This is a genomic window from Variovorax sp. 05L425, from assembly GCF_056397705.1.
On sequence record NZ_JBFTNY010000028.1, the window covers coordinates 41,990 to 62,266 of the forward strand.

Consider the following 20,277-nt stretch of genomic DNA (forward strand, 5'->3'; position numbering starts at 1 on the left):
TTTATGGCTGCGTGTTAGCGCCGAATAGACCCTTCAGGCTTGAAGGACTGTCAAGCTGCTGTTGATAATCGATGGAGAAAAGGGGGCCCCCATGCCGATCAACGAACTGCGTTCCATCGCGACGTTTGCCAAGACTGCCGAACTGGGCAGCCTGCGGCAGGCTGCAGCCGCACAGGGCATGACGCCGCAGGCGGCGAGCCAGGCGTTGGCACAACTGGAGCAGCACCTCGGCGTGCGGCTGTTTCACCGCACGACGCGCAGCCTGTCGCTCACCGATGAAGGGCGACAGTTTCTCGAAGCCGCGCAACCTTCGCTCTTCGGGCTGCAACGTGCGCTCCACATGGCGCGCCAGGCCAAGGACGAGATCGCGGGGCCGCTGCGCATCGTCGGACCGCGTTCGACCTTTGCGCCGGTGCTGTGGCCCGTGCTCGACGAGTTCTGCCGCATGCATCCGGAAGTGCAGCCTGACGTGCAACTGGACGACCGGATCGGCAACTGGGTGGAAGACCGCGTCGATGTGGGATTTCGTGTCGGGCCTTCGCCGGCCGAGGGCGTCATCGCACGCAAGCTGTTTCCCTTGCAACTCATCATCTGTGGAGCGCCAGCCTACCTTTCCCGTCATGGGGCGCCGGACAACCTCAACGCGCTCGCCGCGCATCGCTGCAGCGCCTTTCGCCATTCGAGCACGGGCCGGGTTCTTCCCTGGTTTGTGAAGGTCGACGACGGCATGGTCGAGTACCCGGTGGTTCCCGCGTTGTGCGTCAACGATGAAGCACTGGAGACCGAGGCCGTGCTGGCCGGGCATGTCCTCGGGTTGGTGACCGGCGTCACGGCCGCATCGCACATTCGAGCCGGGCGCCTGGTGCCGTTGTTGACCGCGCACGTGGCCGACTACTCCAGCACCTTCGTCTACTACGGAAGCCGCACCGCCCAGCCCGCGCGTGTCAAGGCCTTCATCGACCTGGCTGTTCGTCGGCTGGTCAACAACACGGCTTACGTCATGACGGCGAAGGAACTGCAGGTTGCGGAGGCGAGGGGTCGCAAAGCCTATCCGCGGCAGTGAGAGAACCAGAAAACAAGCTAGAGCGCCGACCCTTGCCGGTGGATGGCGCGCTGAGGCTCCAGGGCACGTTCCTGGGCTTGTTGCTGAATTTGCGCCGATGCGTGCTCCCAAGCTTGGGAACTTTGCGCGATGGGCGTGTTGAGGGCTTCCACTGTCGGCACACCGGCGATCCGCTTGAGGGCGGAATCCAACGCACCCTGGACGGCGAACACCTTCGAGGCGTCGGTGCTCAGAACCACGTGGTCGATTCGGTTCATGCCATTCGTGCGAGCTGCTACGACGAGGGCAGAAGCCAACTGATCGCTTTGCTGATCGGGCGTGCGCCCCACCTTGGCATCGAGCAGATGCACGCCGGCTCGGGCTTGGCTGAACAGCGTGTGGTCCGGATGCGTCGGATGGTCGAGTCGCGCGACCGCTGAACCTCGATTCAATCCGGGCGACAGCTGCGTCGGCGCGGGCAGGCCATGGATCGGTACGTGCCGGTGGCTATCGGCAGTATGGTCGAAATGCCCTGCGATCTCCGGAGCGCGGATGTCGTGGTAGGCGCAGCGCGCACTGGGCCTGCCGAGCGAAATGCCGTTTTGCTCCAACAGCGCTTCTTGCAGCCTGAGCCCACGCATGTCCAGTTGCACCTTGCCGGCCAGGGTCGGATTGAGGATTTCATACTGACAGACGGAACTAACCAGAGGAGCGCCGTAGTAGTTCGCGTAATCTGAATTGCCGTGGTGGCCCAGCCGAGTCGTCTTCGGCGACTTGTCGAAATAGTGCTTTCCGGCGGCCTCGATGTTGCGAGAGTCCGGCGTGATGGAAAGATCGGCGTTGAGGACGAAGCCATCCTTCGCGACGAGTTGTTCGCGACCCGCTATTTCCTTTCTTTCGACAAAGTCGTTGACGTAGCCAACGTCGCCCGCCAGTTTCTCAATGTCGGTCAAGTCGGCTCCAGGATTGCCACGCTTCACTCGACTGACCAGCGCGTTCCAACCGGCAATGTGCGCGCTGGCCTCATCGCTGCGGTTGATCGAGAGCATCTGGTCCAAGGCCGGGCTGTAGTCGTGGACCGGTTGGCCGCTTTCGAGCACACGCCGAACGTTTTGGTCGAACTGTTGCAGACCTTGCCTGGTGCGCTCACGGTTGATGCCATGCCGGAGTTCATGGCCCATGAGGAAGGTGAGCGCATTGCGCTTCTTGAAATCCAGAAGATCGTCGTGCTTCAGGTTGACGGTTTGTGTTTCGGGGCTGTAGCTGGCTCCGGCGTTCTCGCTTGAGGGCATCGGCGCGAAATGCTTCAGATGTCCTTGCTCGACCGCGTCATGCATCTGCTGCATCAGCGCCGGCGATTCCTCGATGACTGCACGCAGATTTCGATAGGCCGCCGAGGTCGGGTCACCGACCTCGCGAATCACCTGATCGAGCCGAGGACTGATGACCTTCATTGCGGTGACCCCAGGTCCATGTATTCCACGCGGAAACCGACGGAGACTCTGCTGATGCAATCGTGCGAAATCTTGTCAAGGCTTTCGCCGCTCTCGCCGACGATCCCGATTTCCACTTCGACCAAACCGCGCTGGAACTGCCGGGCGGGACTCTCGCGACGCGTATTGCCGACATGCCGATACCCCATCTTGAGCAGTGCCTCGTGAAACTGCGCCACGTCGAGTTGGCAGATTCCCGTCATGGGTGGATCTTGACTGCGATATTTCTCGGTCTCGTAGAACCCAAAGCCCAGGCCCGGAAGATGCGTCGTGTTGTTCAGCGCCCAGATGTATCGATACTTCCACATCTCTGTGAGCGGTTGATATATCGCGTAGGCGTCGTTGGTTGGCTTGTCAGAAAACGGAGTCATGGCGATTCCGCTGAAATGCGCCACCCGTTCAATCGTCAAGTCCCCCGGTTGATGCAAGGTGTCAATCAGCGCCAACAACCGACGCAGCACCTCGGGCGCATCAGGGCGTAGTGCCGCCGCGGGACCTGGACTGGACATGATCTTTTCCTCCAAATGAACATGGGGTGGTGCGCGGGTCGTCGACGAGCAAGCGCTGAGCGCAAGTCCGGCCCACAAACAAGGAAGACCGCGAGCGAGCAGGCTCCACGACGATCCTTGTGAATTGTCAAAATTGATTGAGTCAACAGGCGCCGCGAATTCCGTCGTTCGCGGGCTGCGTTGGAACGCTGATCGAAGCTTCGATAGAAGCTTCCGGCCAGCCATGCCATGTCCGATGGCGAAGTGCTGAATCACCTATTTCTCCCTGTGCGCAGAATTTTTTTGCATTCTATGCACGCCTCGGAGATCACTCGCCTGTCTAACTGGCAAGTCCGATTTGCCATCACAATGGGCCGCATCGCGGATCCACGCCGAGGACATAAAGAGGAGTTCTTCAGATGATGCGACGAGTCCTGGCCTCGAGCCGATACATCATGATCATTCCCGTCATCGGAACGTTTCTGGGCTCACTCGCGCTGATCCTGTACGAAGCGGTCGCGCTTTGCGCGACTTTCGTCGAGGCCACCCACAACGGTTCGGTCTCGGCCAAGGCGGTCAAGATCTTCGCGGTGGGCATCGTCGAGGCCGTTGATGTCTTCCTCATCGGGATCGCGGTCTACCTCATCAGCATCGGCCTTTATTCATTGTTCATCGATGACAAGCTGCCGCTGCCGAAATGGCTCGAAGTCCACAACCTCGAGGACCTCAAGGGAAACCTGGTGAGCGTCGTCATCGCCGTCCTGTCGGTTCTGTTCTTGCGCGAGGTCGTCGCTTGGGAAGGCGGCAGCGACATCGCTGCGTTCGGCGCAGGGCTGGCGCTCGTGATCGCTGCGCTGACCTTCTTCCTGATGAAGAACAACGCGCGAAGGCAGTAACCGCTCAAAGCTTCGCGAGCGGCACCCCGGTGTCTGCAAGTCGATCGACATCGACGCTGGTGCGCCGCTCGATCAGGCGCCGCGCAAATCGCAAGTCCTTGGCCGCATTGGGCCCCAGGGCCGCGACAACCTTGTCCCCATCGAGGAAGAACATCACGAAGCTCTTCGAGCCTTGATCGCCACGCACCACCACGCGGTGAGCAGGCGAAGGCATGCCGAAGATCTGGAGATTGATGTCGTACTGGTCCGACCAGAACCAGGGCAGGGGCTGGTGATTCACCGCGATGCCGAGTGCGGATCGTGCGGCGGCGATGCCTTGTTCCTGGGCGTTCTGCCATGACTCGAGCCGCATCCGTCGGCCGGCCCATTCGCAATGCCATGTCGCGACGTCGCCCGCAGCGAGGATGTCGGCATCCGACGAACGGCATTGTGAATCGACCAGCACGCCGCCGTCGCAGTCCAATCCTGCTTCGCGCGCGAGTTCGTCATTGGCGATCAGGCCGACGCCGATCAGGACCGCGTCGCACACGAGCTGGCGCCCCTCGGTGAACGTGGCCGTCAGGCCGCCTTGCGGCGCGGGCGCCAACTGTTCGATGCCGGTGCCGAGTTCGATATCGACGCCGTGATCGGTATGCAGTTGATGCAGGTAGTTCGAGATTTCCGGCGGAACGGTGCGCTCGGACAGGCGGCCCATCGCTTCGACCACGGTCACGTCCATGCCCTTCTTCCTCGCGGTCGCAGCGACTTCGAGCCCGATCCAGCCGCCGCCCACCACGAGCAGGTGCTTGCCTGCCGACAGCGCAGCGCCGAGTGCCTTTGCATCCTCGATGCTGCGCAGAGTGAAGACGCCGGCCAGGTCCACGCCGGGAATGTTCAACCGCCGCGCCCGACCGCCGTTGCACAGGATCAGCTTGTCGTAGTGAACGGACTCACCCTGCGACAGGTGAAGCAGCTTCGTGGCCTTGTCGATGAAGGTTGCGCTGACGTTCGGCCGCCAGTCGATATCGAGACCATCGAAGGCCTCCGCCTTCGCCAGGTAGGTGCTGTCCGCGGGCGCTTCTCCCGAGAGCACCGCCTTGGACAAGGGTGGGCGTTCGTAGGGCCGATGCGACTCGTTGCCGATCAGGACCACATTGCCCTTGAAGCCCTCGTTGCGCAGCGTCTGCGCCGCCCAGCCACCGGCCTGGCCTGCGCCCACGATGGCGATGGTCTCGGTGGTCATGTCAGCGAAAGGAACACCCGTCCGGCTTCGATCTTGACCGGGTAGGACCGGATCGCTTCGGTCACCGGCGCGCACGTTGGCTGCCCGTTGCGGACGTCGAACTTGCCTTGATGCAAGGGGCACTCGATCTCGTGCCCCTCGAGAAAGCCTTCGCACAAACGCGCATGGCCGTGCGTGCAGACGTTGTCGGTCGCGTAGATCTCGCCATCCACGCTGTAGAGCGCGATGTCGCGCCCGTCGATCACCATGCCGACGACGTCGTCGGCCGGCACATCGTCGACGAGTGCGGCGTCGGTCCAAAGCTGTTCGTTCATGTCTGTTCTCAAAGTGGGTAGATGACGGAGTTCGGGATCATTTCGCTGTCGTAGATGACAAGCCGCGACGCAAACTTCAGCCCCTGTTCCGTGCGCACGACGACATCGATGTATCGCCCCACATTGAAGACTGTCGACAACTCCGAAAGCTTCGTCCGGAACACCGCGTAGTTGGCCTCGCATTCGAAGCGGCCGGGCTCCGACTTGCGGATGACCGGCGCGCCGACGACATGGCGCTGGTAGTAGGGGTCGTGGAACAGCGTTTCCCGAATACCGTAGACGCGGTCCTTGAGCATGCCCTTGCTCTCGAAGGACAACGTGGCCAGCGGAAAGCCCCGCTCGAAGTTCTCGCGCGGCTGCAGGCGGTAGGTGCAGTCTTCGGTGAAGAATTCAGGCCATAGATCCCACTGCCCGGAACTGACGGCGCTGGCGTAGTCGGCGTAGAGCTGGCTCAGCTCGAAGTAGTCTTGAAACTCCATCTCAGGCCTCCATGACCTTGCGCCAGTACTCGTACATGCCGCGGATCAATGTCTCGGTGACCATGTGGTCGGTGTCACCGACCTCGCGCCCGCCCAATTCGGCCAGCGTGCGATGGAAGGGCTTCTGCTCGAAGCCCTTCTGCGAAAGCTCGATCACTTCGCCGTCGTCCGCCGACACGAATCCCGCGGGCCCGAAGAGATTGGCCTGGCGAAGTCGCCGCCGCGTCATGACTTCGTCGTCGTCCTCGAATCCGAAATGTGTCCAGACGAAGTCGAAGTTTCCGGGGCCGCTCGGCTGGATGTGCCTCGTCGAGACGCTGTTGACCTGCTGCTGCAGGATCACGCTCGGGAACAGCGTCATCATCACCGCCGTCGGGCCGCCCCACCAGGGCTCGGGGACGATGTCGAGGAAGCGGTCGTCGTTGAGCTGCATGCTCTCCTTGAAGCTCGAAACCTGGGTGACCTGGTCGGCCTTGCCGCTCGCGCCGCGCGTCGAGATCATCGCGGCGTGCCGGTGGTGGTCGTCCATCTTCAGTTCCGACTTGTTGTCCGCACGCCAGAGCCCGAAAGTCACGAACCAGGTGTGCAGCAGGCCGGGATGGTAGGGGTCCTTGATGTTCTCCTGCATCAGCTTCCAGTTGCCCGGAATGCGCTGCCGGTTGTAGCCGAGGATCTTCAGCTTGCGACCGTCGAACAGGCGGTCGAAGTAGCCGAGGATCGTCGGCCCCATGAAGTCTTCGAACGATTCGACTTCGGGATCGAAGGACGCGAAAACGACGCCGCCGCGCGTCGCGACCTTCAGCTTGTTGAGGCCATGCTCCGCGGTCTTGAAGTCGGCCGGCATCCCGCCGTTGACCTTGCCGTCCTGCTTGACGCCACGGCGGAAGGGCACGCCCTGCAGGTCGCCAGTGAGCGTGTAGTTCCACTGGTGATAGGGGCAGGTGAATCCACCGTCCTTCTTGTTGCCGTGCCGCTCGCGACAGAACTGCATGCCGCGATGCGCGCACACGTTCTCGACGACGTTGATGGCGCCCTCTGCATCGCGGACCATGATGACGGAGCGCTCGCCGACGACGGTGCGCTTGAAGTCACCGGCGTTCGGGATCTCGGCTTCCAGGCCCACATAGCACCAGTGGCCGCGATAGAAGAAGCGCTCAAGTTCGCGTCGATGCTGGTCGGCCTCCGTGTAGGCCATGAAGGGGATGCGGCTCGTGCCTTGGTCTTCCCAATGGATCTGCCGGGGAAAAACGGCTGACGTGTCGTCCATGCATGTCTCCTTGTTGAGCCAATGATCGTCATCCTGGCGTCATCGTTCAATAGAATATGAGGAATAGTTTTTATTGATTTCGCGAATGTGAGGCGCTGTGGAGCTCAAGGACATCGATCTCAACCTCCTGGTGGTCTTCAATCAACTGCTCATCGATCGCCGGGTCTCGAAGGTTGCGACCAGCCTGGGGCTTTCGCAACCCGGCGTGAGCAATGCGCTGGCGCGCCTGCGAAAGCTCACGGACGATCCACTGTTCCTGCGAACGCCCAAGGGCATGGAGCCGACGCCGTTCGCTCAACAACTCGCCGAACCCACGGCACGCGCGCTGCAGGTGATTCACACGGCGATCAATCAGCGGGCCACCTTCGACCCGGCCACTTCGACCCGCGCCTTCACCGTCGGGATGACGGACATCGGCGAGATCTACTTCCTGCCCAAGCTGATGAAGGAGCTGTCGCGCGTCGCCCCGGGCGTTTCGCTCAGCACGGTGCGCAACACGGCAGTCAACCTGCAGGACGAGATGGAAGCCGGCCACGTCAACCTCGCGATCGGATTGCTGCCGCAACTCAAGGCGGGCTACTTTCAGCGGCGGCTGTTCAAGCAGCACTACGTCTGCATGTTCCGGCGCGGCCACGCGCTCGACAAGCGCTCGATTTCCCTCGGCGAGTTTTCTGCGGCCGAACACGTCGTCGTGGTGTCGGAGGGAACCGGCCACGGCAAGGCGGACGAGCTGTTGAGGCGCAAGAACATTGCGCGCAAGGTCGTCCTGACGGTGCCGCACTACGTGGCGGTCGGGCACATCCTGCATGACTCCGACCTGGTCGCGACCGTGCCGGAACGGCTCGCGCAGGCCCTGGTAGAGCCCTTCGGGCTGTCATACGTCCGCAATCCGGCCAAGCTGCCGGAGATCGCGATCAGCTTGTTCTGGCATGGCCGCTATCACAAGGATCCGGCGATCACATGGCTGCGGTCTCTGATCGTGCGGCTGCATGGCGAAGGTGCGCCCGGCTGAATCGAAGAAGTGAAGCGTCGTCGAGGTCGAGCAACCCAATGTGCAGGAGACCATCGAGCGCGCGGATGCGCTCGAAGGGGTGGCAACCAGAGGCCCTTTAGTTCAACTGGGCCAAATGGTTTCCCAAGGTCCTGCGTCAGACTGCACGAGGGTGAAAATGGGCTTTCCATAGAGGTCGTAGTGATGCTCGATCTGGTTCCATGACTGGCTGTTGTCCTGGTCGTAGTCGACCACCATGGAAAGGCCGCTGTCATATGCGACCATGGCCCAGTCTTCACGACCCCAAGCGTCGAAGTTGGACACGACTTGAATCCAATCCTTTGTACTGTCCTGGTCGTGGTCGATCCGTTGACGGGTGCCGTCATCAAAGTAGATATTGGTGTAGTCCTCGCGCCCCCAGGCGTCGAAGTTGGACTCGACCCTGCTCCAACCCTGACTGCCGTCCTGATCGTAGTCGATCCGTTGGCGGCCGCCACCATCCCAGTAGACATCGGCGTAGTCCTCACGACCCCAGGCGTCGAACTTCGATTCGATGCGCGACCAACTTTGGGAGCCGTCCTGGTCGAAGTCGGTCCAATCGCGGGTGCCATCATCTTGCGTGACGGAGCGCCAGTCTTCACGTCCCCAAGCATCGGTCAAGTTCGACCAGATGCGGTCACCACGCTCGTTGGCCTGGTCGTAGTCGATCCACTCGACACCGCCGTTGTCGTGGGTGATCTGGCGCCAGTCTTCGCGGCCCCAGGCGTCGGTGTAGTTTTGCCAGATGCGGTCACCGCGCTCATTGGCCTGGTCGTAGTCGGTCCACTTGACACTGCCGTCATCGAAACGGACTCGCTCGAAGTCATAGCGGCCCGAGGCATCCCATCCGTCCTCAACCGTTTGCCAGTTGAAGGCGTTGGTCTCATCAAAATCGGTCTGGTTGATGCTGCCGTCGTCGTAGTAGACGACTTTGAAGTCTTGGCGACCCCAAGAATCCCATCTCTCTTCGATCCTTTGCCAGTTGAAGGCGTTGGCCTGATCAAAATCGATCTGGTCAATGCTGCCGTCGTCGTAGTGGACGACTTTGTAGTCTTGGCTACCCGCGGCATCCCATTTCGCTTCAACAGTGCGCCAGTCATACGCATTGGATTGATCAAAATCCGTCTTGATGAGGGTGCGGTCGTCGTAGAAAACCATTAGGTAGTCCTGACGGCCCCAGTCATCCCATCGGCTCTCCTTGCTGTTCCAGTTCTGCGAGTTGGCTGCATCAAAGGAGGTCTGGATGATGCTGAAATCGTCGTTGTAGACAGTCTGAAATTCCTGGCGCCCCATGGCATCCCATTTCCATTCAATGGTCTGCCAGCCAAGCGCATTGGCTGCGTCAATGTCGGTCCGCTCGATACTGCCATCATCCAGGTAGCGCACTTGATAGCTGAGGCGACCAAGCTCATCCGACCTCGTCTCCGTGACGCGCCACTCCAACTGCTCGCGTTCGTCAAAGTCCGTCATGACGCGGCTGCCATCATCGTTGGTCACGGTTTCGTAGTCTTGGCGGCCCAATGCATCCCATCGGCTCTCCTTGCTGCTCCAGCTTTGGGAGTTGTCTACATCGAAGTCGCTACGACTGATGCTGCCATCGGATTGATACTCGATCTGGTAACGCCCCTGCGCATCGTGGATTGTCGTACTGATCAAATTGCCGTTGAGATCGAACGCCTTGTTTGTAAGGTCACCATTGGCATCTATGGCCTCGTAGGCAGTCACTTGCCCATTGACGGTGGTGACGGTGCCCGACTTGCCGATGTACTGAGCGACGCCACTGGGAGAAGTAATCTGGACCGAGTACGGAACCCAATCCGAACCCACCTTGATAGCCCCGTACTCGATCGCGTCATAGATATGGGTGCTCGTTTCCACCTTCACTCCATTGGCGTAGTACCTCGTCTGTATGTCTCCATCAACGATGGTGACTGCCGTTGCCTCAATGAGCGCATCCCAAGCAACGTCGAGCGTGCGGCCCCATTGCGCAAGGTTGGCGACACCCGGCGTCTGGTCCATCCACTGTTGCGCGGGACCGCTGATCGTGGGGTCGGGATTGAAAGCGAGCGCGCCCATTTTCTCGGCCAATATCATGTTGACGATCACAGCGTCCGGCCCATCGCCGCCTGTTTCGCGAATTCGGACCCAAAGGGCCTCGACGGCTTCTTGTCCTTCGGTGCGGGCAATCAGATCCATTGGCGTCGTGAGCGTCCAATTGGCAAGGGAAAGCCCATATTTTTCAAACGCCACTCCGTGGAAGTTCTCTGTTTCATCGAACCTCAAATCCCGGCTGATGGAGCCTCCCTCGCGCCCAGCAACTGTCGCAAGTGCTCCGAGATAGCCGAGCGCCATGTCCAAGCGCAAGGCATCGAGTTGCAGAGGGTTCAGGGTCTGCCCGGCTTCGCCGGATAGGCCCATGGCCGCAGTGCTCTGCATGAATTGCAATGCGGCCTGACCGGAAATGGAGTCGCCGCGCGCAACGCCATGCGCCCAGCCTGCATAGTTGTAGCCGCTGGCATAGAGGCTGTCATAAACCTGGAGGACGGCATTGATGCCGCCCTGCTCAATTTGCGTTTGGTACTGGGTGATTTCAGCCAGAGTTAAGGTTTGAGGCATGCGTGCTTCTTCTTGATTGCTTGTGTGAATCGGGTCGAAAGGGACGCCTACCGATTCACTGTGGAAGGATTGGCGTCCTTTGTTCTAAAGCTCAGGAGCTGATCGGTGACCGCCGTTTGGATCTCCCGCCATTGCGACAGGTGGCCCCGCCTGTAGCGCATCGAAATGTCCGCGTGCACTTGCGGCCCCAGGCTGAAGAAGTGCTGACAGGGGGCCGCTTCGTGAGGTACGTTGCTGCACGAGATATAGGCATCGACCTTTCCGTCCTTGACCCGGTGGATGAACACATCGCGAGCGTTGCGGTTCTCCCGATATGGTCGGTCGGTCTTCGGGTCGATGCCGGCAGGTGCATAGACGGTCAGGCCGTACTCGGCCTGCGGAAGCACTTCATATTTTTCGTAGCTGAGCACCCCAGGGCGCGATAGCGCGGCGGTCAAGCGATCCAAGGAGCCGTCACCCGGATAGATTTCTCCAGTCTGCACACCGACGTGAATCCAGGGCGTGTCAAAAACCGTATAGCGCTGCCTGTCCTTCCATATCTCCGCACTGGACATGCCGGCCATGTCGGGGAGGCGCACGTCATATCCGAAACTCATGAGTCTTGACTGCTGGGTCCGCTCCGGTGTTGGACCTTTGCGCTTCTCGCCAAATCCGGGGTCGCCGTCGTACTCCACGTAGTTGGCGAAATGCCTCGGGATCGTGACGGGCATCCCCCCAAGGTCGCCCACCACGTCGCTGGAAGAGAACTGCGCAGCCGCCATTTCAGGCGGTTGAAAGCCGTTCATGCTGTAGCCGACCACTCGCAGAGTGAACCACGCAGCGAGAGCCGAAATCACGAAGAAGGCCAATAGCAAGAGGATGACCCAACGCCCCCGGTGGCGCGGACGCGTGCTGGCCTCCTCTTCGGCAGAAGACGGCGGAGCAGGTGTGTTCACGGATGGAGGCGGTTGGGTCATCAATAGCTCTTTGTCGTTGTCTTGGTCATGTAGTGCTCCGGCTCATCAGCGCTCACGCAAGCTGTGTCGGATGCCATCCAGCACCGGATCGAACAGGTAGCGCCACGCGCTGCGCTCGGCGGTCGGGATGAAGACCTCGGCCTGCATGCCCGGTGACAGCACCAGCGGCTGACCGGCAAGCCTGCTGGCGGTGTCCAGTGCTTCGGGGCTGACATTGACGTGCGCGACGTAATACGGCGCATTCGGGGTCTGAGGGTCGACTTGGCGGTCCGCCCCGACGTAGGTCACGCGCCCATCCACCTTGGGCGTGGCGCGCGTGCGATAGGCAGGCAGCATCACATGCGCGAGCGCCCCGTGCGCCAAGGCCTTCTGCGCATCGCGGATGTCAGTCGGAGCGATGCGCGCTTCGATCACAAGCTCGGAGTTCGTCGGCACGATGTCCAGCAGGGGCTCGCGCGGGCCGATGGCCGCGCCCACCGTATGCACCTTCAGGCCCACCACTTCACCATCCACCGGGGCCACCACCTGCTGCCGCGTCTGCGCATCGAGCGCGGGGCGCAGTGCCTGCGTCGTCTGCGCGAGCTGCGCGGTGATCTCCTTCAGCTCATCAGCCGCCGCACGCGCGAACTCGGTGCGCTGCGCCGAGAGCTTCAGGCGCGTGTCGGCCTCCTTCTGGCGGGCCTGCGAGAGCTGGCTCTGCCCGCCTTGCACCCGCGCGCGGTAGTCCGCCACGACCCGCTGCAGTTCGGCCAATCTGGCGGCGCTGATGAAGCCGTCAGCCTTGAGCCTCTCATTCATCGCAAGGTCTTGCTGCGCGAGCCGGAGGGCTGATTCGGTGGTGGCGATCAGTTCGGTCTGCGTCTTGGTCTCGCTCTGGATTTGCGACAGTTGTTCGCTCAACCACCGGGCCTGTTCGGCCTGCTGGCGGGCGCGCGCGGTGAATAGCTCCAGCTCGCGCTGCGCGAGGAGCGCAACCTGCGCTTCGTCCGCCTCATCCGTTCCGCTCGTCTCGTTGTGGCCCGCGTGGTCATCCTGCTGCTCAAGTGCGCGGATGTCGGGCGTGAAGGCCGCGCCGCGCGTCTCGGCGCTCAGGCGTTGCACCTTCAGGCTGTTCACGATCCACTGCTCGCGCAGCGACTGAGCGCCTGCGGCCACGCGCGCGTCGGCCAGCGTGATGAGGGGCTGGCCCTGCTTCACCCGGTCACCGTCCTTCACGTGAATGGCCGCGACGATGCCGCCCTCGGCGTGCTGCACGGTCTTGCGGTTGCCGACCGACTTGACAGTTCCCTCCGCGATGACGGCGGCGGCCAGCGGCGCAAGCGCGGCCCATGCACTCAGGGCCACGAGCCCGAGCACCGTACCGCAGACCCCGGCACGCAATGCGCGGCGCATCTCCTGCTGCCAAGCGGGCGAAGGATCGGCGGCGGGATCGTTCGCGGCAGGTTGATCGATGACGTTCATGTGCTGGCCGCCCGGCTTGCGATCCTGGCTTGATTGCGCTTGACCATCCATTGCCGTACCTGCTCGCGCGGGCCGAATTGTTCGACCGTCCCCTGCGCGAGCGCCAGTACGTGGCTCGCGAGGCCGATCAGGTGCGGGCGGTGGGTGATGACGACGACGGTGCGCCTGCGCTCGCGCAGGCCATGCAGGCAGCGCTCCAGCGCGGCTTCGCCTTCGGCGTCGAGCTGGCTGTTGGGTTCATCCAGCACCACGAGGCTTGGCTCACCGACGCCTGGTGTCGCATAGATCGCGCGGGCCAGAGCGATGCGCTGGCGCTGCCCGCCCGAGAGGACGTGCGCGCCGGGCTCCTGGCCGATCAGGGTGTCGTATCCCTTCGGCAGGGCGGCAATCAGCTCATGCGCGCCCGCACGCTGCGCTGCGAGCACGACGGCATCGCTTTGCTCCTGCGTCAGCTTCCCGGTCGGTCGCCACAGGCGCGCGATGTTGTGGGCAACCGTGCCCGAGTGCAACAGGACTTCCTGTGGAAGAAAGCCGGTGCTCTGCCCACGGGCCTGCGCCCCGTACTGATGCAGCGCCGCGCAGTCGATGGCAACCTCTCCCTGGGTCGGCGCCTGCACGCCAGCCAGCACGCGGGCGAGCGTGCTCTTGCCGCTGCCGCTGGAGCCGAGCACCGCGAGCATCCCCCCTGCGGGCAGATCAAAGCTGACGTTGTGCAGGATGGCGGCCTCGGTCGGCAATGGCCGCACCGCCAGATGGCTCACGTTCAATTCGCCCCTGGTCGGCGGCAGGATCGTCTCGGGCGTTCGACTCGCGCCACGGGCTTCGGACGCCAGGGCCTGCCGCAGGCGGGCGAGCGCCTCGCGCGCCTGCAGTTGCTGCTTCCAACCGCCGATCAGCACCTCCAGCGGCGCGAGGGCCTTGCCGAGCAAGATGCTGCCCGCGATCATCACGCCGCCCGTGGCCTGCCCCTGCAGCACCAGCCACGCGCCCGTGGCGAGCATCGCGATCTGCAGCACCTGCCGCGCGAGCTTGCCGAACCCCTTCAAGCCGTGGCCCGGCAGGTCGGCATTCATCCGCGCGATGGAGGCCTCGCCCCTGATCGCGATCAGTGCGTTACCGACCTGATGCTGCTGGCCGTGCGCCTGCAGCACGTCGGTGAAGGCGGCGACCTCGCCACTCATGCGATGCGCCTGCATATGGGCCTTTTCCGCCGCGCCGACCGCGCCGTGCAATCGCCATTCGGTGAGCCACGCGAGTCCGATCAGGGTCAGCATGCCCGCGAGCGCCACCGCGCCCAGCAGCGGATGGAAGCCCGCGAGGACCAGCAGGTAGACCACGCACCATGGGAGATCGATCAACGCGAGTAATGCGGGGCCGCCGACGAATGCGCGCAGCGTGCCGATGTCCCGAAAGAGTTGCTGCGCCACTGAACTCGCCTGAATGGCAGGAACATGGAGCGTCAACGGCATCAGCGCGCGCGTGAGCTGATCCTCCAATCCAGCCGCACGCGCCGCATGCCAGCGGACGCGGGAGGTGTCGACTACCCACCATGCCGCGAGCGACAAGGCTGCGGCGGCGAGCAGCATGAGCAGGGTCTCGGTGCTACGACTGGACAGAACGCGGTCGTAGATTTGCAGCGTGATTAGCGTGGGGATCAGCAGAAGCAGGTGAACGATGGTTCCTGCCAGGAAAGCGCCGGCCCATTCGCCCGATGTCGGCCACGCAAGGATGCGCTCGTCCCGTGCGGGAGCCACTGAAGAAGGGATGCGCGCGGAAGAATTGGGAACCGGGACCAACAAGGACTCCTCCACCTTTTCTTGATGCGCGGACCCCGACTCCCCCGACGGCAAGAAGAGATACGCGCTTGTTTTCTTTCACTTGAGCCTCGGGTAAGGAGAGGCCGCTGTCGATGAGATTCGTCTCATTCGCTGCCTCCCGAGCGCGTGGTACGTTCGCTCCGAAGCGGCGCACACGCCGAGCTAGTTGAAGAGTCCAGGGACAAAGAACTGTCCGAGCCGCCGATCTACTGAGCCTCAGCGGGTAAGCTCACAGGAATGTCCGCCTCAGACCCTCTTTCCAACGCATTCCGCAGCCGCCTCGCCCAGCCCGGACTACCGCTCGGCACGTGGCTGATGTCGGGCACCCCGAGCACCGGCGAGGTGCGTGGCCGGGCCGGCTTCGAGAGCGGCGTCCACTGACGTCATCATCGGTGCAAGCGATTCTTTCCGAGGCCGGCCCGGTGCTGGTCTTCATGGCGTGCGTGGCGCTGGCCACTTACGCGCAGAACCTCACGGGCTTCGCGTTCAGCCTGATCCTGCTCGGCCTGGTGTCGGTGTTCCATATCGCGAGCGTGAGCGATGCGGCCAACGCCGCCACGGTGTTGAGCCTGGTCAATGGATGGAGTTACTTCCGTGCACGGCCGGGTGTGGTGCCGTGGAAGTTGATGAGGCCGGCGCTCAACGGCAGCACGGTCGGCGTGATCGTGGGGCTGATGCTGCTCACCTGGCTCAGCGGCGGTGCGGTGGTGTGGCTTCGGGGCCTGCTGGGCGTGTCGATCCTCGGCTGCGCAGTGCTGCTGGTGATGCAGGCCAAGCCGCTTGCCACGGTGTCGGGGCCGACGAGCTTTGCCGTCATCGGCGGGCTGTCGGGCGTGCTCGGGGGGCTGTTCTCCAGTTCGGGGCCGCCCATCGTCTTCCACATGTACCGCCAGCCGCTGGATCGGGAACTCGTGCGCCGTGCGCTGCTGCTGATGTTCGCGTTCAACTCGCTGGTGCGGCTCGTGATCGTTCTGCCGACGGGCCACTTCTCATGGTATTCGGCGCTGCTGGCCGGGTGCGCGATGCCGGTCGTCTACGGTGCGACGCGGCTGCATCACCGGCTGCCGAACAAGCTCCAGCCGCGCACGCTGAAATGGCTGGTCGGCGGCCTGTTGGCCGTCGCCGGCTCGACGCTGATCGCGAGCGCATGGATCACGATCGCGCAGGGCTGATTCAGAGGCCGACGAGCGGCAGGTCGACCACGAAATCCTTGCAGGCCGCGAGGTCCGGCGCCACGCCGAGCCCGGGTTCGTTCGACAGTTGCACCCAGCCGTCGTTGACCTTGAAGTTGGGCACCGCGAGCAGTTCGCGCAACGGGTTCGGGTTCGAATCGACCTCGACATAGCCCGGTCCGCCGACGGCGGTCTTCAGATGCATCGACGCGACCAGACCGATGCCGCCGCCGAGCCAATGCGGGCAATACCATTTTTCAGCAGCGAGGGTCTGCTTCGCCACTTCGAGGCAGCCGCTGAAACCACCCCATTTGCCGAGATCAGGCTGGATGATCGCCATGCCCTCGGCCGCGATGAACTCGCGGAACTGCGCAAAGCCCGCGAGGTTCTCGCCGCCGGCCAGCGTGAGCGACTGGCGCTCGGCCAGTTCCTTCCAGCGCTGTGCGGGCTGGTCGGCGCGCAACGGCTCTTCGAGCCACAACAGGTCGAAATCTTCCATGCGCTCGCCGGCCTTGCAGGCTTCGTCGAAGTCCCAGGCCTGGTTGGCGTCGACCATCATCGTGGCCTCGCTGCCCAGTGCGTCGCGCAGGGCGCGCAGGTTGGCGAGATCGCGCTCGGCGCCAAAGCCGACCTTGAGCTTGAACGCGCGGTAGCCCTCGTCGCGCTTCTGCAGCGCGAGCTTCTCGGGCTCGCCAGGGTTGAGGCCCGAGGCGTAGACCTGCACGGGTTGCGCCTCGGCGCCGCCCAGCACCTGCCACAGCGGGCGGCCCTTGCGCCGTGCGTACAGGTCCCACAGGGCGGTGTCCACACCCGCCACGATCTGGTTCAGCGTTCCGTGCTCGCCGGTCTGCAGCGCGAGCACCGCGAAACGGCGCGTCAGTTCATCGAAGCATTCGCGCGGATGCGACCAGGCGCGACCTGTGACTGCCGGACGGCAGTAGGCCAGCGCCATGCGTGCGCGATGCTCGGCGCCCACGGTCGGAAAATTGCACCAGATCTCGCCCCAGCCCACCGCACCGTCGGCATCGGTCAGCCGCACCAGCACCGCGGGGCGGTCGCGCATGATCCCGAAGGAGGTCTGCACCGGCGGATCGGCAGGGGCGCGGAACACGAAAACGTCGAAGCGCTCCACGGTGAAAGAGGAGGCGTTGTCCGGTGCGTTCGAAGTCATCCGCGGATTGTCCCCCGCGCGGCGGCCGTCAGGCGTGGGCGCCGTCGCCCAGGCGCATCCTCCGGTCCCATTGCTGCGGCAACGCCTGCGTGTCGAACGCGTGGCGCCCCTTCGCTTCGTAGGCTTCGAGCGCCTCGACATCCGCCACCAGTTGCTGGACGTCGGGATCGCTCTCCCCATACCGAACCTGCATCTTGACGACGAGGTGCTTCAGCCGGTCAAGGTCTTTGCTCATGGAATGCTCCGTTGAGACACGGTCTCGTTTCGACGGGCCCGGGTCGGCGCGCTTGCGCATATTGCATCGCCGGCTCTACGCTATGTCTTGTCATTCGTTGCAATCGCATTTCAATGGTCGCAAAGCGCTTCGAGGTGATTTTCGTGTCGCGCCGCAACTCGCTGCGGAGCATTTTGGCCCAGGCCTGTCTTGCGCACCTCGGCGCGGATCGATTCACGGCTTTGTCGTGCGGCCAGCCAGGCTATGTCAGTGTGGCCTTACATCCGGCCGCCATGGGCGCACTCGCCAGTGCGAGCATCCCGGTGCCGCCGGTGCATCCTCGGGGGTGGGACGAACTGGCGCGCGCAAGCTCGCACAGGGCGGATTTCGTCATTACCCTGGACGAGGCGACCCTGGCGTTCCAGCCGCGATGGCCGGGCCAGCCCGCCGCTGCCTTGTGGGCGTTTCCGGACGTTGCGGCCCTCGACAGTCCTGAAGAAGCCGCCCATGCAGCCATCCAGACGCTGTACGCCTTGCGCCGGCGCCTGGAACTGATGATCAGCCTGCCGCTGCACGGCGCCGATGCGGCAGCGATGCGTTCGGACGTCCGCGATCTGGCGCACTTGCAATAGGGTTCGCACGGGTACCGTTCACGCCTCGCCAACCAGCGGCAGCCATTCGATCATGCGAAAGGGCTCCCCGGCGCCGGCTTCGTGGAAGATGCTGAGCGCGGCACAGCGCGACGGCTGCACCAGGCTCCGGGAAAACCAGGCGCGCGCGTCCTGTTCGAATTGCCTCGCAGTGAGCGAGCCCCGATCGGCGAAGCGGTCGCTCAGCGTCATGTGAAAGCGCCAGCCATCGAAAACATGCGCATAGCCCCAGCGCGCGAGCCGCGCCAGGCTGGATGCGTCGCCAGCAGCTTCCGCAGCGCGCCGGGCCAATTCGCCGGGAGGCGCAGGCGCACGAAATTCGTCGAGTTCGCTGACACAAGCGTCGGCCAGTTGCCGCAGCGGATGTCCCGGGTCCGGCGCCAGCACGGGGCGCAAAGCGACGAAGTCCTGCAGCCACGCAACTTCCAGCGTGGGCATCTCGAAATCGCGGTGCCGCTCCGCCAGTGCGGCGACAGCGCGTCTCAGGTCCTGCAACGATCTCCCGGCCGCCAGCCGGAAGGGCGCCTTCAAGGTGGCATGGAAGCCGTAGCGCGCAGGCGCGGCGACGTTCGCACGCGGCGGCTGCGGCCTGACATCCATCCTCGACTGCGGATCGCGCCCGAGCCAGCCACAACCGGCAGCCCACAGGGGATGCGCAGCGTCGGGCGCCCAGTAGACGGCGTAGCGGTCGTCGCCCGAGCTCATGCCTTCGGGCCTTCGCCGGGGTCGGGAATTTCGTTCATTGGCAGTGGTGTCATCGCACGTTCGAGTATGGCGCGCCGGTTTATCCTTCCGTCAGACCTGCTGCTGCTGCCGCATCCGCCGAACTGGAAATCACCCAATGACCGAGACTGTCATCCACAACGCCCGCATCGTGCTCGATGGCGAGGTCATCTCGGGCCACGTCTGCCTGAACGACGGACGCATCGCCGCCATCGACCACGGTGCGAGCACGCGGCCCGGCGCGATCGACTGGAACGGTGACTGGCTGCTGCCCGGCCTGGTGGAGGTGCACACCGACAACCTGGAGCGGCACGTGATGCCGCGCCCCAAGGTCAAGTTCCCGATGCAGCCTGCCGTCCAGGCGCACGATGCCGAGATGGCCGCGAACGGCATCACCACGGTGCTCGATGCGATCGGCGTCGGCGACCCCTACGGCGATGGCTTCCGCTCCCACGACCAGAGCGACCTGCTTCAGGTCCTCGACACGCTGGAGGAAGCCGGCACGCTGCGCGCCGATCATTTCATCCACATCCGCTGCGAACTGCCGGCGGCCAATGCGCGCGAACTGTTCGCGCCGTTTGCCAAGCACCGCCGCCTGCGCCTGATCTCGCTGATGGACCACACACCGGGCCAGCGTCAATGGCACGATCTCGAACACGCCCGTGTCTACTACACGGGCAAGAAGGGTTGGAGCGACGCCAAGTTCGCCGACGAAGTGCGCATTGCACCTGAGCGGCAGGCGCTCCATGCGGAACCCAATCGCCGATGGTTCGCCGACTTCGCTCGCGCGCATGAGATCTCGCTTGCGACACACGACGACACCACCGCCGAGCACGTGGAAGAGGCGAAACGCCTGGGCGCGTCGATGAGCGAATTTCCGACCACGCTGGAAGCGGCGCGTCGTGCCCGGGAACTGGGGTTGTCGACCGTCATGGGCGCGCCGAACGTCGTGCGGGGCGGTTCGCACTCCGGCAATGCGTCGGCGACGGACCTTGCACGTGAAGGCCTGGTCGACAGCCTCTCGTCGGACTACGTGCCTGCCAGCCTCCTGCAGGCAGCCTGGCGCCTCGTGGACATTGGCACCTGCACGCTGCCGCAAGCCGTGGCCATCGTCAGCAGCGGCCCCGCGGTCGCCAGCGGCCTGCGCGATCGCGGCCGCATCGCACAGGGCCTGCGCGCCGACGTGCTTCGCGTGCGCCGCGTGGGCAGCGTGCCGGTCGTGTGCGAAGCCTGGTCTCGCGGGCGGCGCGTGGCCTGAAACCCTGC

The 20,277-nt window shown here is 63.6% G+C and carries 20 protein-coding genes; 7 read left to right on the top strand and 13 right to left on the bottom strand.

The genetic code is table 11. The annotated features are described in order from the left end of the window. The first annotated feature begins 91 nt into the window (after positions 1-91). Positions 92-1,063, top strand: coding sequence for a LysR family transcriptional regulator (locus AC1DN9_RS25355; RefSeq protein ID WP_478104609.1), 972 nt, complete (start codon positions 92-94; stop codon positions 1,061-1,063). A gap of 17 nt (positions 1,064-1,080) precedes the next feature. On the opposite strand, the gene AC1DN9_RS25360 is transcribed toward AC1DN9_RS25355, so the two are convergent. Together AC1DN9_RS25360 and AC1DN9_RS25365 are read right to left on the bottom strand one after the other, a co-directional pair. Beyond that, the gene (locus AC1DN9_RS25360) at positions 1,081-2,496 is read right to left on the bottom strand and encodes an XVIPCD domain-containing protein (protein WP_478104611.1); all 1,416 of its coding nucleotides are present in this window, start codon (positions 2,494-2,496) and stop codon (positions 1,081-1,083) included. Continuing rightward, positions 2,493-3,299 (bottom strand): hypothetical protein, encoded by an 807-nt coding sequence (locus AC1DN9_RS25365; protein ID WP_478104613.1) that lies wholly within the window; start codon positions 3,297-3,299, stop codon positions 2,493-2,495. The genes AC1DN9_RS25360 and AC1DN9_RS25365 overlap by 4 nt, the downstream gene beginning before the upstream one ends. 143 nt (positions 3,300-3,442) lie before the next feature. Here AC1DN9_RS25365 and AC1DN9_RS25370 point away from each other — a divergent pair, with 143 nt between their 5' ends. Continuing rightward, positions 3,443-3,919, top strand: a complete 477-nt coding sequence (locus AC1DN9_RS25370) for a YqhA family protein (RefSeq protein ID WP_478104614.1) — start codon at positions 3,443-3,445, stop codon at positions 3,917-3,919. A gap of 4 nt (positions 3,920-3,923) precedes the next feature. On the opposite strand, the gene AC1DN9_RS25375 is transcribed toward AC1DN9_RS25370, so the two are convergent. The 4 genes from AC1DN9_RS25375 to AC1DN9_RS25390 are packed head-to-tail and all read right to left on the bottom strand — an operon-like array spanning position 3,924 to position 7,201. After that, entirely contained in the window at positions 3,924-5,141 is a 1,218-nt protein-coding gene (locus AC1DN9_RS25375; RefSeq protein ID WP_478104616.1) for an NAD(P)/FAD-dependent oxidoreductase, read from the bottom strand. Beyond that, the gene (locus AC1DN9_RS25380) at positions 5,138-5,455 is read right to left on the bottom strand and encodes a non-heme iron oxygenase ferredoxin subunit (RefSeq protein ID WP_478104617.1); all 318 of its coding nucleotides are present in this window, start codon (positions 5,453-5,455) and stop codon (positions 5,138-5,140) included. Before AC1DN9_RS25380 ends, AC1DN9_RS25375 begins: the two co-directional genes overlap by 4 nt. Before the next feature lie 8 nt (positions 5,456-5,463). Continuing rightward, positions 5,464-5,934, bottom strand: coding sequence for an aromatic-ring-hydroxylating dioxygenase subunit beta (locus AC1DN9_RS25385; protein WP_478104618.1), 471 nt, complete (start codon positions 5,932-5,934; stop codon positions 5,464-5,466). Between the two features lies 1 nt (position 5,935). After that, positions 5,936-7,201 (bottom strand): aromatic ring-hydroxylating dioxygenase subunit alpha, encoded by a 1,266-nt coding sequence (locus tag AC1DN9_RS25390; RefSeq protein ID WP_478104620.1) that lies wholly within the window; start codon positions 7,199-7,201, stop codon positions 5,936-5,938. Between the two features lie 97 nt (positions 7,202-7,298). Between AC1DN9_RS25390 and AC1DN9_RS25395 the strand changes: the two genes are divergently transcribed. Beyond that, positions 7,299-8,213, top strand: coding sequence for a LysR family transcriptional regulator (locus tag AC1DN9_RS25395; RefSeq protein WP_478104621.1), 915 nt, complete (start codon positions 7,299-7,301; stop codon positions 8,211-8,213). 102 nt (positions 8,214-8,315) lie between these two features. Here the strand turns inward: AC1DN9_RS25395 and AC1DN9_RS25400 are convergent, their stop codons facing one another. The 4 genes from AC1DN9_RS25400 to AC1DN9_RS25415 form a co-directional block, all read right to left on the bottom strand. After that, on the bottom strand, positions 8,316-10,847 hold the full coding sequence (locus AC1DN9_RS25400) for an RHS repeat domain-containing protein (RefSeq protein ID WP_478104623.1): 2,532 nt from the start codon (positions 10,845-10,847) through the stop codon (positions 8,316-8,318). A gap of 47 nt (positions 10,848-10,894) precedes the next feature. Beyond that, the gene (locus AC1DN9_RS25405; protein ID WP_478104625.1) at positions 10,895-11,695 is read right to left on the bottom strand and encodes a hypothetical protein; all 801 of its coding nucleotides are present in this window, start codon (positions 11,693-11,695) and stop codon (positions 10,895-10,897) included. 153 nt (positions 11,696-11,848) lie between these two features. Continuing rightward, the gene (locus AC1DN9_RS25410) at positions 11,849-13,264 is read right to left on the bottom strand and encodes an HlyD family type I secretion periplasmic adaptor subunit (protein WP_478104627.1); all 1,416 of its coding nucleotides are present in this window, start codon (positions 13,262-13,264) and stop codon (positions 11,849-11,851) included. Next, positions 13,261-15,018, bottom strand: coding sequence for a type I secretion system permease/ATPase (locus AC1DN9_RS25415; RefSeq protein WP_478104629.1), 1,758 nt, complete (start codon positions 15,016-15,018; stop codon positions 13,261-13,263). Before AC1DN9_RS25415 ends, AC1DN9_RS25410 begins: the two co-directional genes overlap by 4 nt. 300 nt (positions 15,019-15,318) lie before the next feature. On the opposite strand from AC1DN9_RS25415, the gene AC1DN9_RS25420 reads away from it, so the two are divergent. Together AC1DN9_RS25420 and AC1DN9_RS25425 are read left to right on the top strand one after the other, a co-directional pair. After that, complete coding sequence (locus AC1DN9_RS25420) at positions 15,319-15,462, top strand: hypothetical protein (RefSeq protein ID WP_478104630.1); 144 nt, start codon at positions 15,319-15,321, stop codon at positions 15,460-15,462. 11 nt (positions 15,463-15,473) lie between these two features. Continuing rightward, positions 15,474-16,253 carry a TSUP family transporter gene (locus AC1DN9_RS25425; RefSeq protein WP_478104631.1) on the top strand — a complete coding sequence of 260 codons (780 nt, stop codon included), beginning with the start codon at positions 15,474-15,476 and terminating at the stop codon, positions 16,251-16,253. A gap of 1 nt (position 16,254) precedes the next feature. Here AC1DN9_RS25425 and AC1DN9_RS25430 read toward each other — a convergent pair whose 3' ends face one another. After that, entirely contained in the window at positions 16,255-17,424 is a 1,170-nt protein-coding gene (locus tag AC1DN9_RS25430) for a mandelate racemase/muconate lactonizing enzyme family protein (RefSeq protein WP_478104633.1), read from the bottom strand. A gap of 28 nt (positions 17,425-17,452) precedes the next feature. Next, positions 17,453-17,659 (bottom strand): hypothetical protein, encoded by a 207-nt coding sequence (locus AC1DN9_RS25435; protein WP_478104634.1) that lies wholly within the window; start codon positions 17,657-17,659, stop codon positions 17,453-17,455. Positions 17,660-17,772: 113 nt separating this feature from the next. On the opposite strand from AC1DN9_RS25435, the gene AC1DN9_RS25440 reads away from it, so the two are divergent. Continuing rightward, on the top strand, positions 17,773-18,270 hold the full coding sequence (locus AC1DN9_RS25440; protein WP_478104635.1) for an arsenate reductase/protein-tyrosine-phosphatase family protein: 498 nt from the start codon (positions 17,773-17,775) through the stop codon (positions 18,268-18,270). An 18-nt stretch (positions 18,271-18,288) separates the two neighbouring features. Here the strand turns inward: AC1DN9_RS25440 and AC1DN9_RS25445 are convergent, their stop codons facing one another. Then, entirely contained in the window at positions 18,289-18,993 is a 705-nt protein-coding gene (locus tag AC1DN9_RS25445; RefSeq protein ID WP_478104637.1) for a DUF1045 domain-containing protein, read from the bottom strand. A 136-nt stretch (positions 18,994-19,129) separates the two neighbouring features. Here AC1DN9_RS25445 and AC1DN9_RS25450 point away from each other — a divergent pair, with 136 nt between their 5' ends. Continuing rightward, entirely contained in the window at positions 19,130-20,269 is a 1,140-nt protein-coding gene (locus tag AC1DN9_RS25450; protein WP_478104638.1) for an alpha-D-ribose 1-methylphosphonate 5-triphosphate diphosphatase, read from the top strand. Positions 20,270-20,277: the final 8 nt, after the last annotated feature.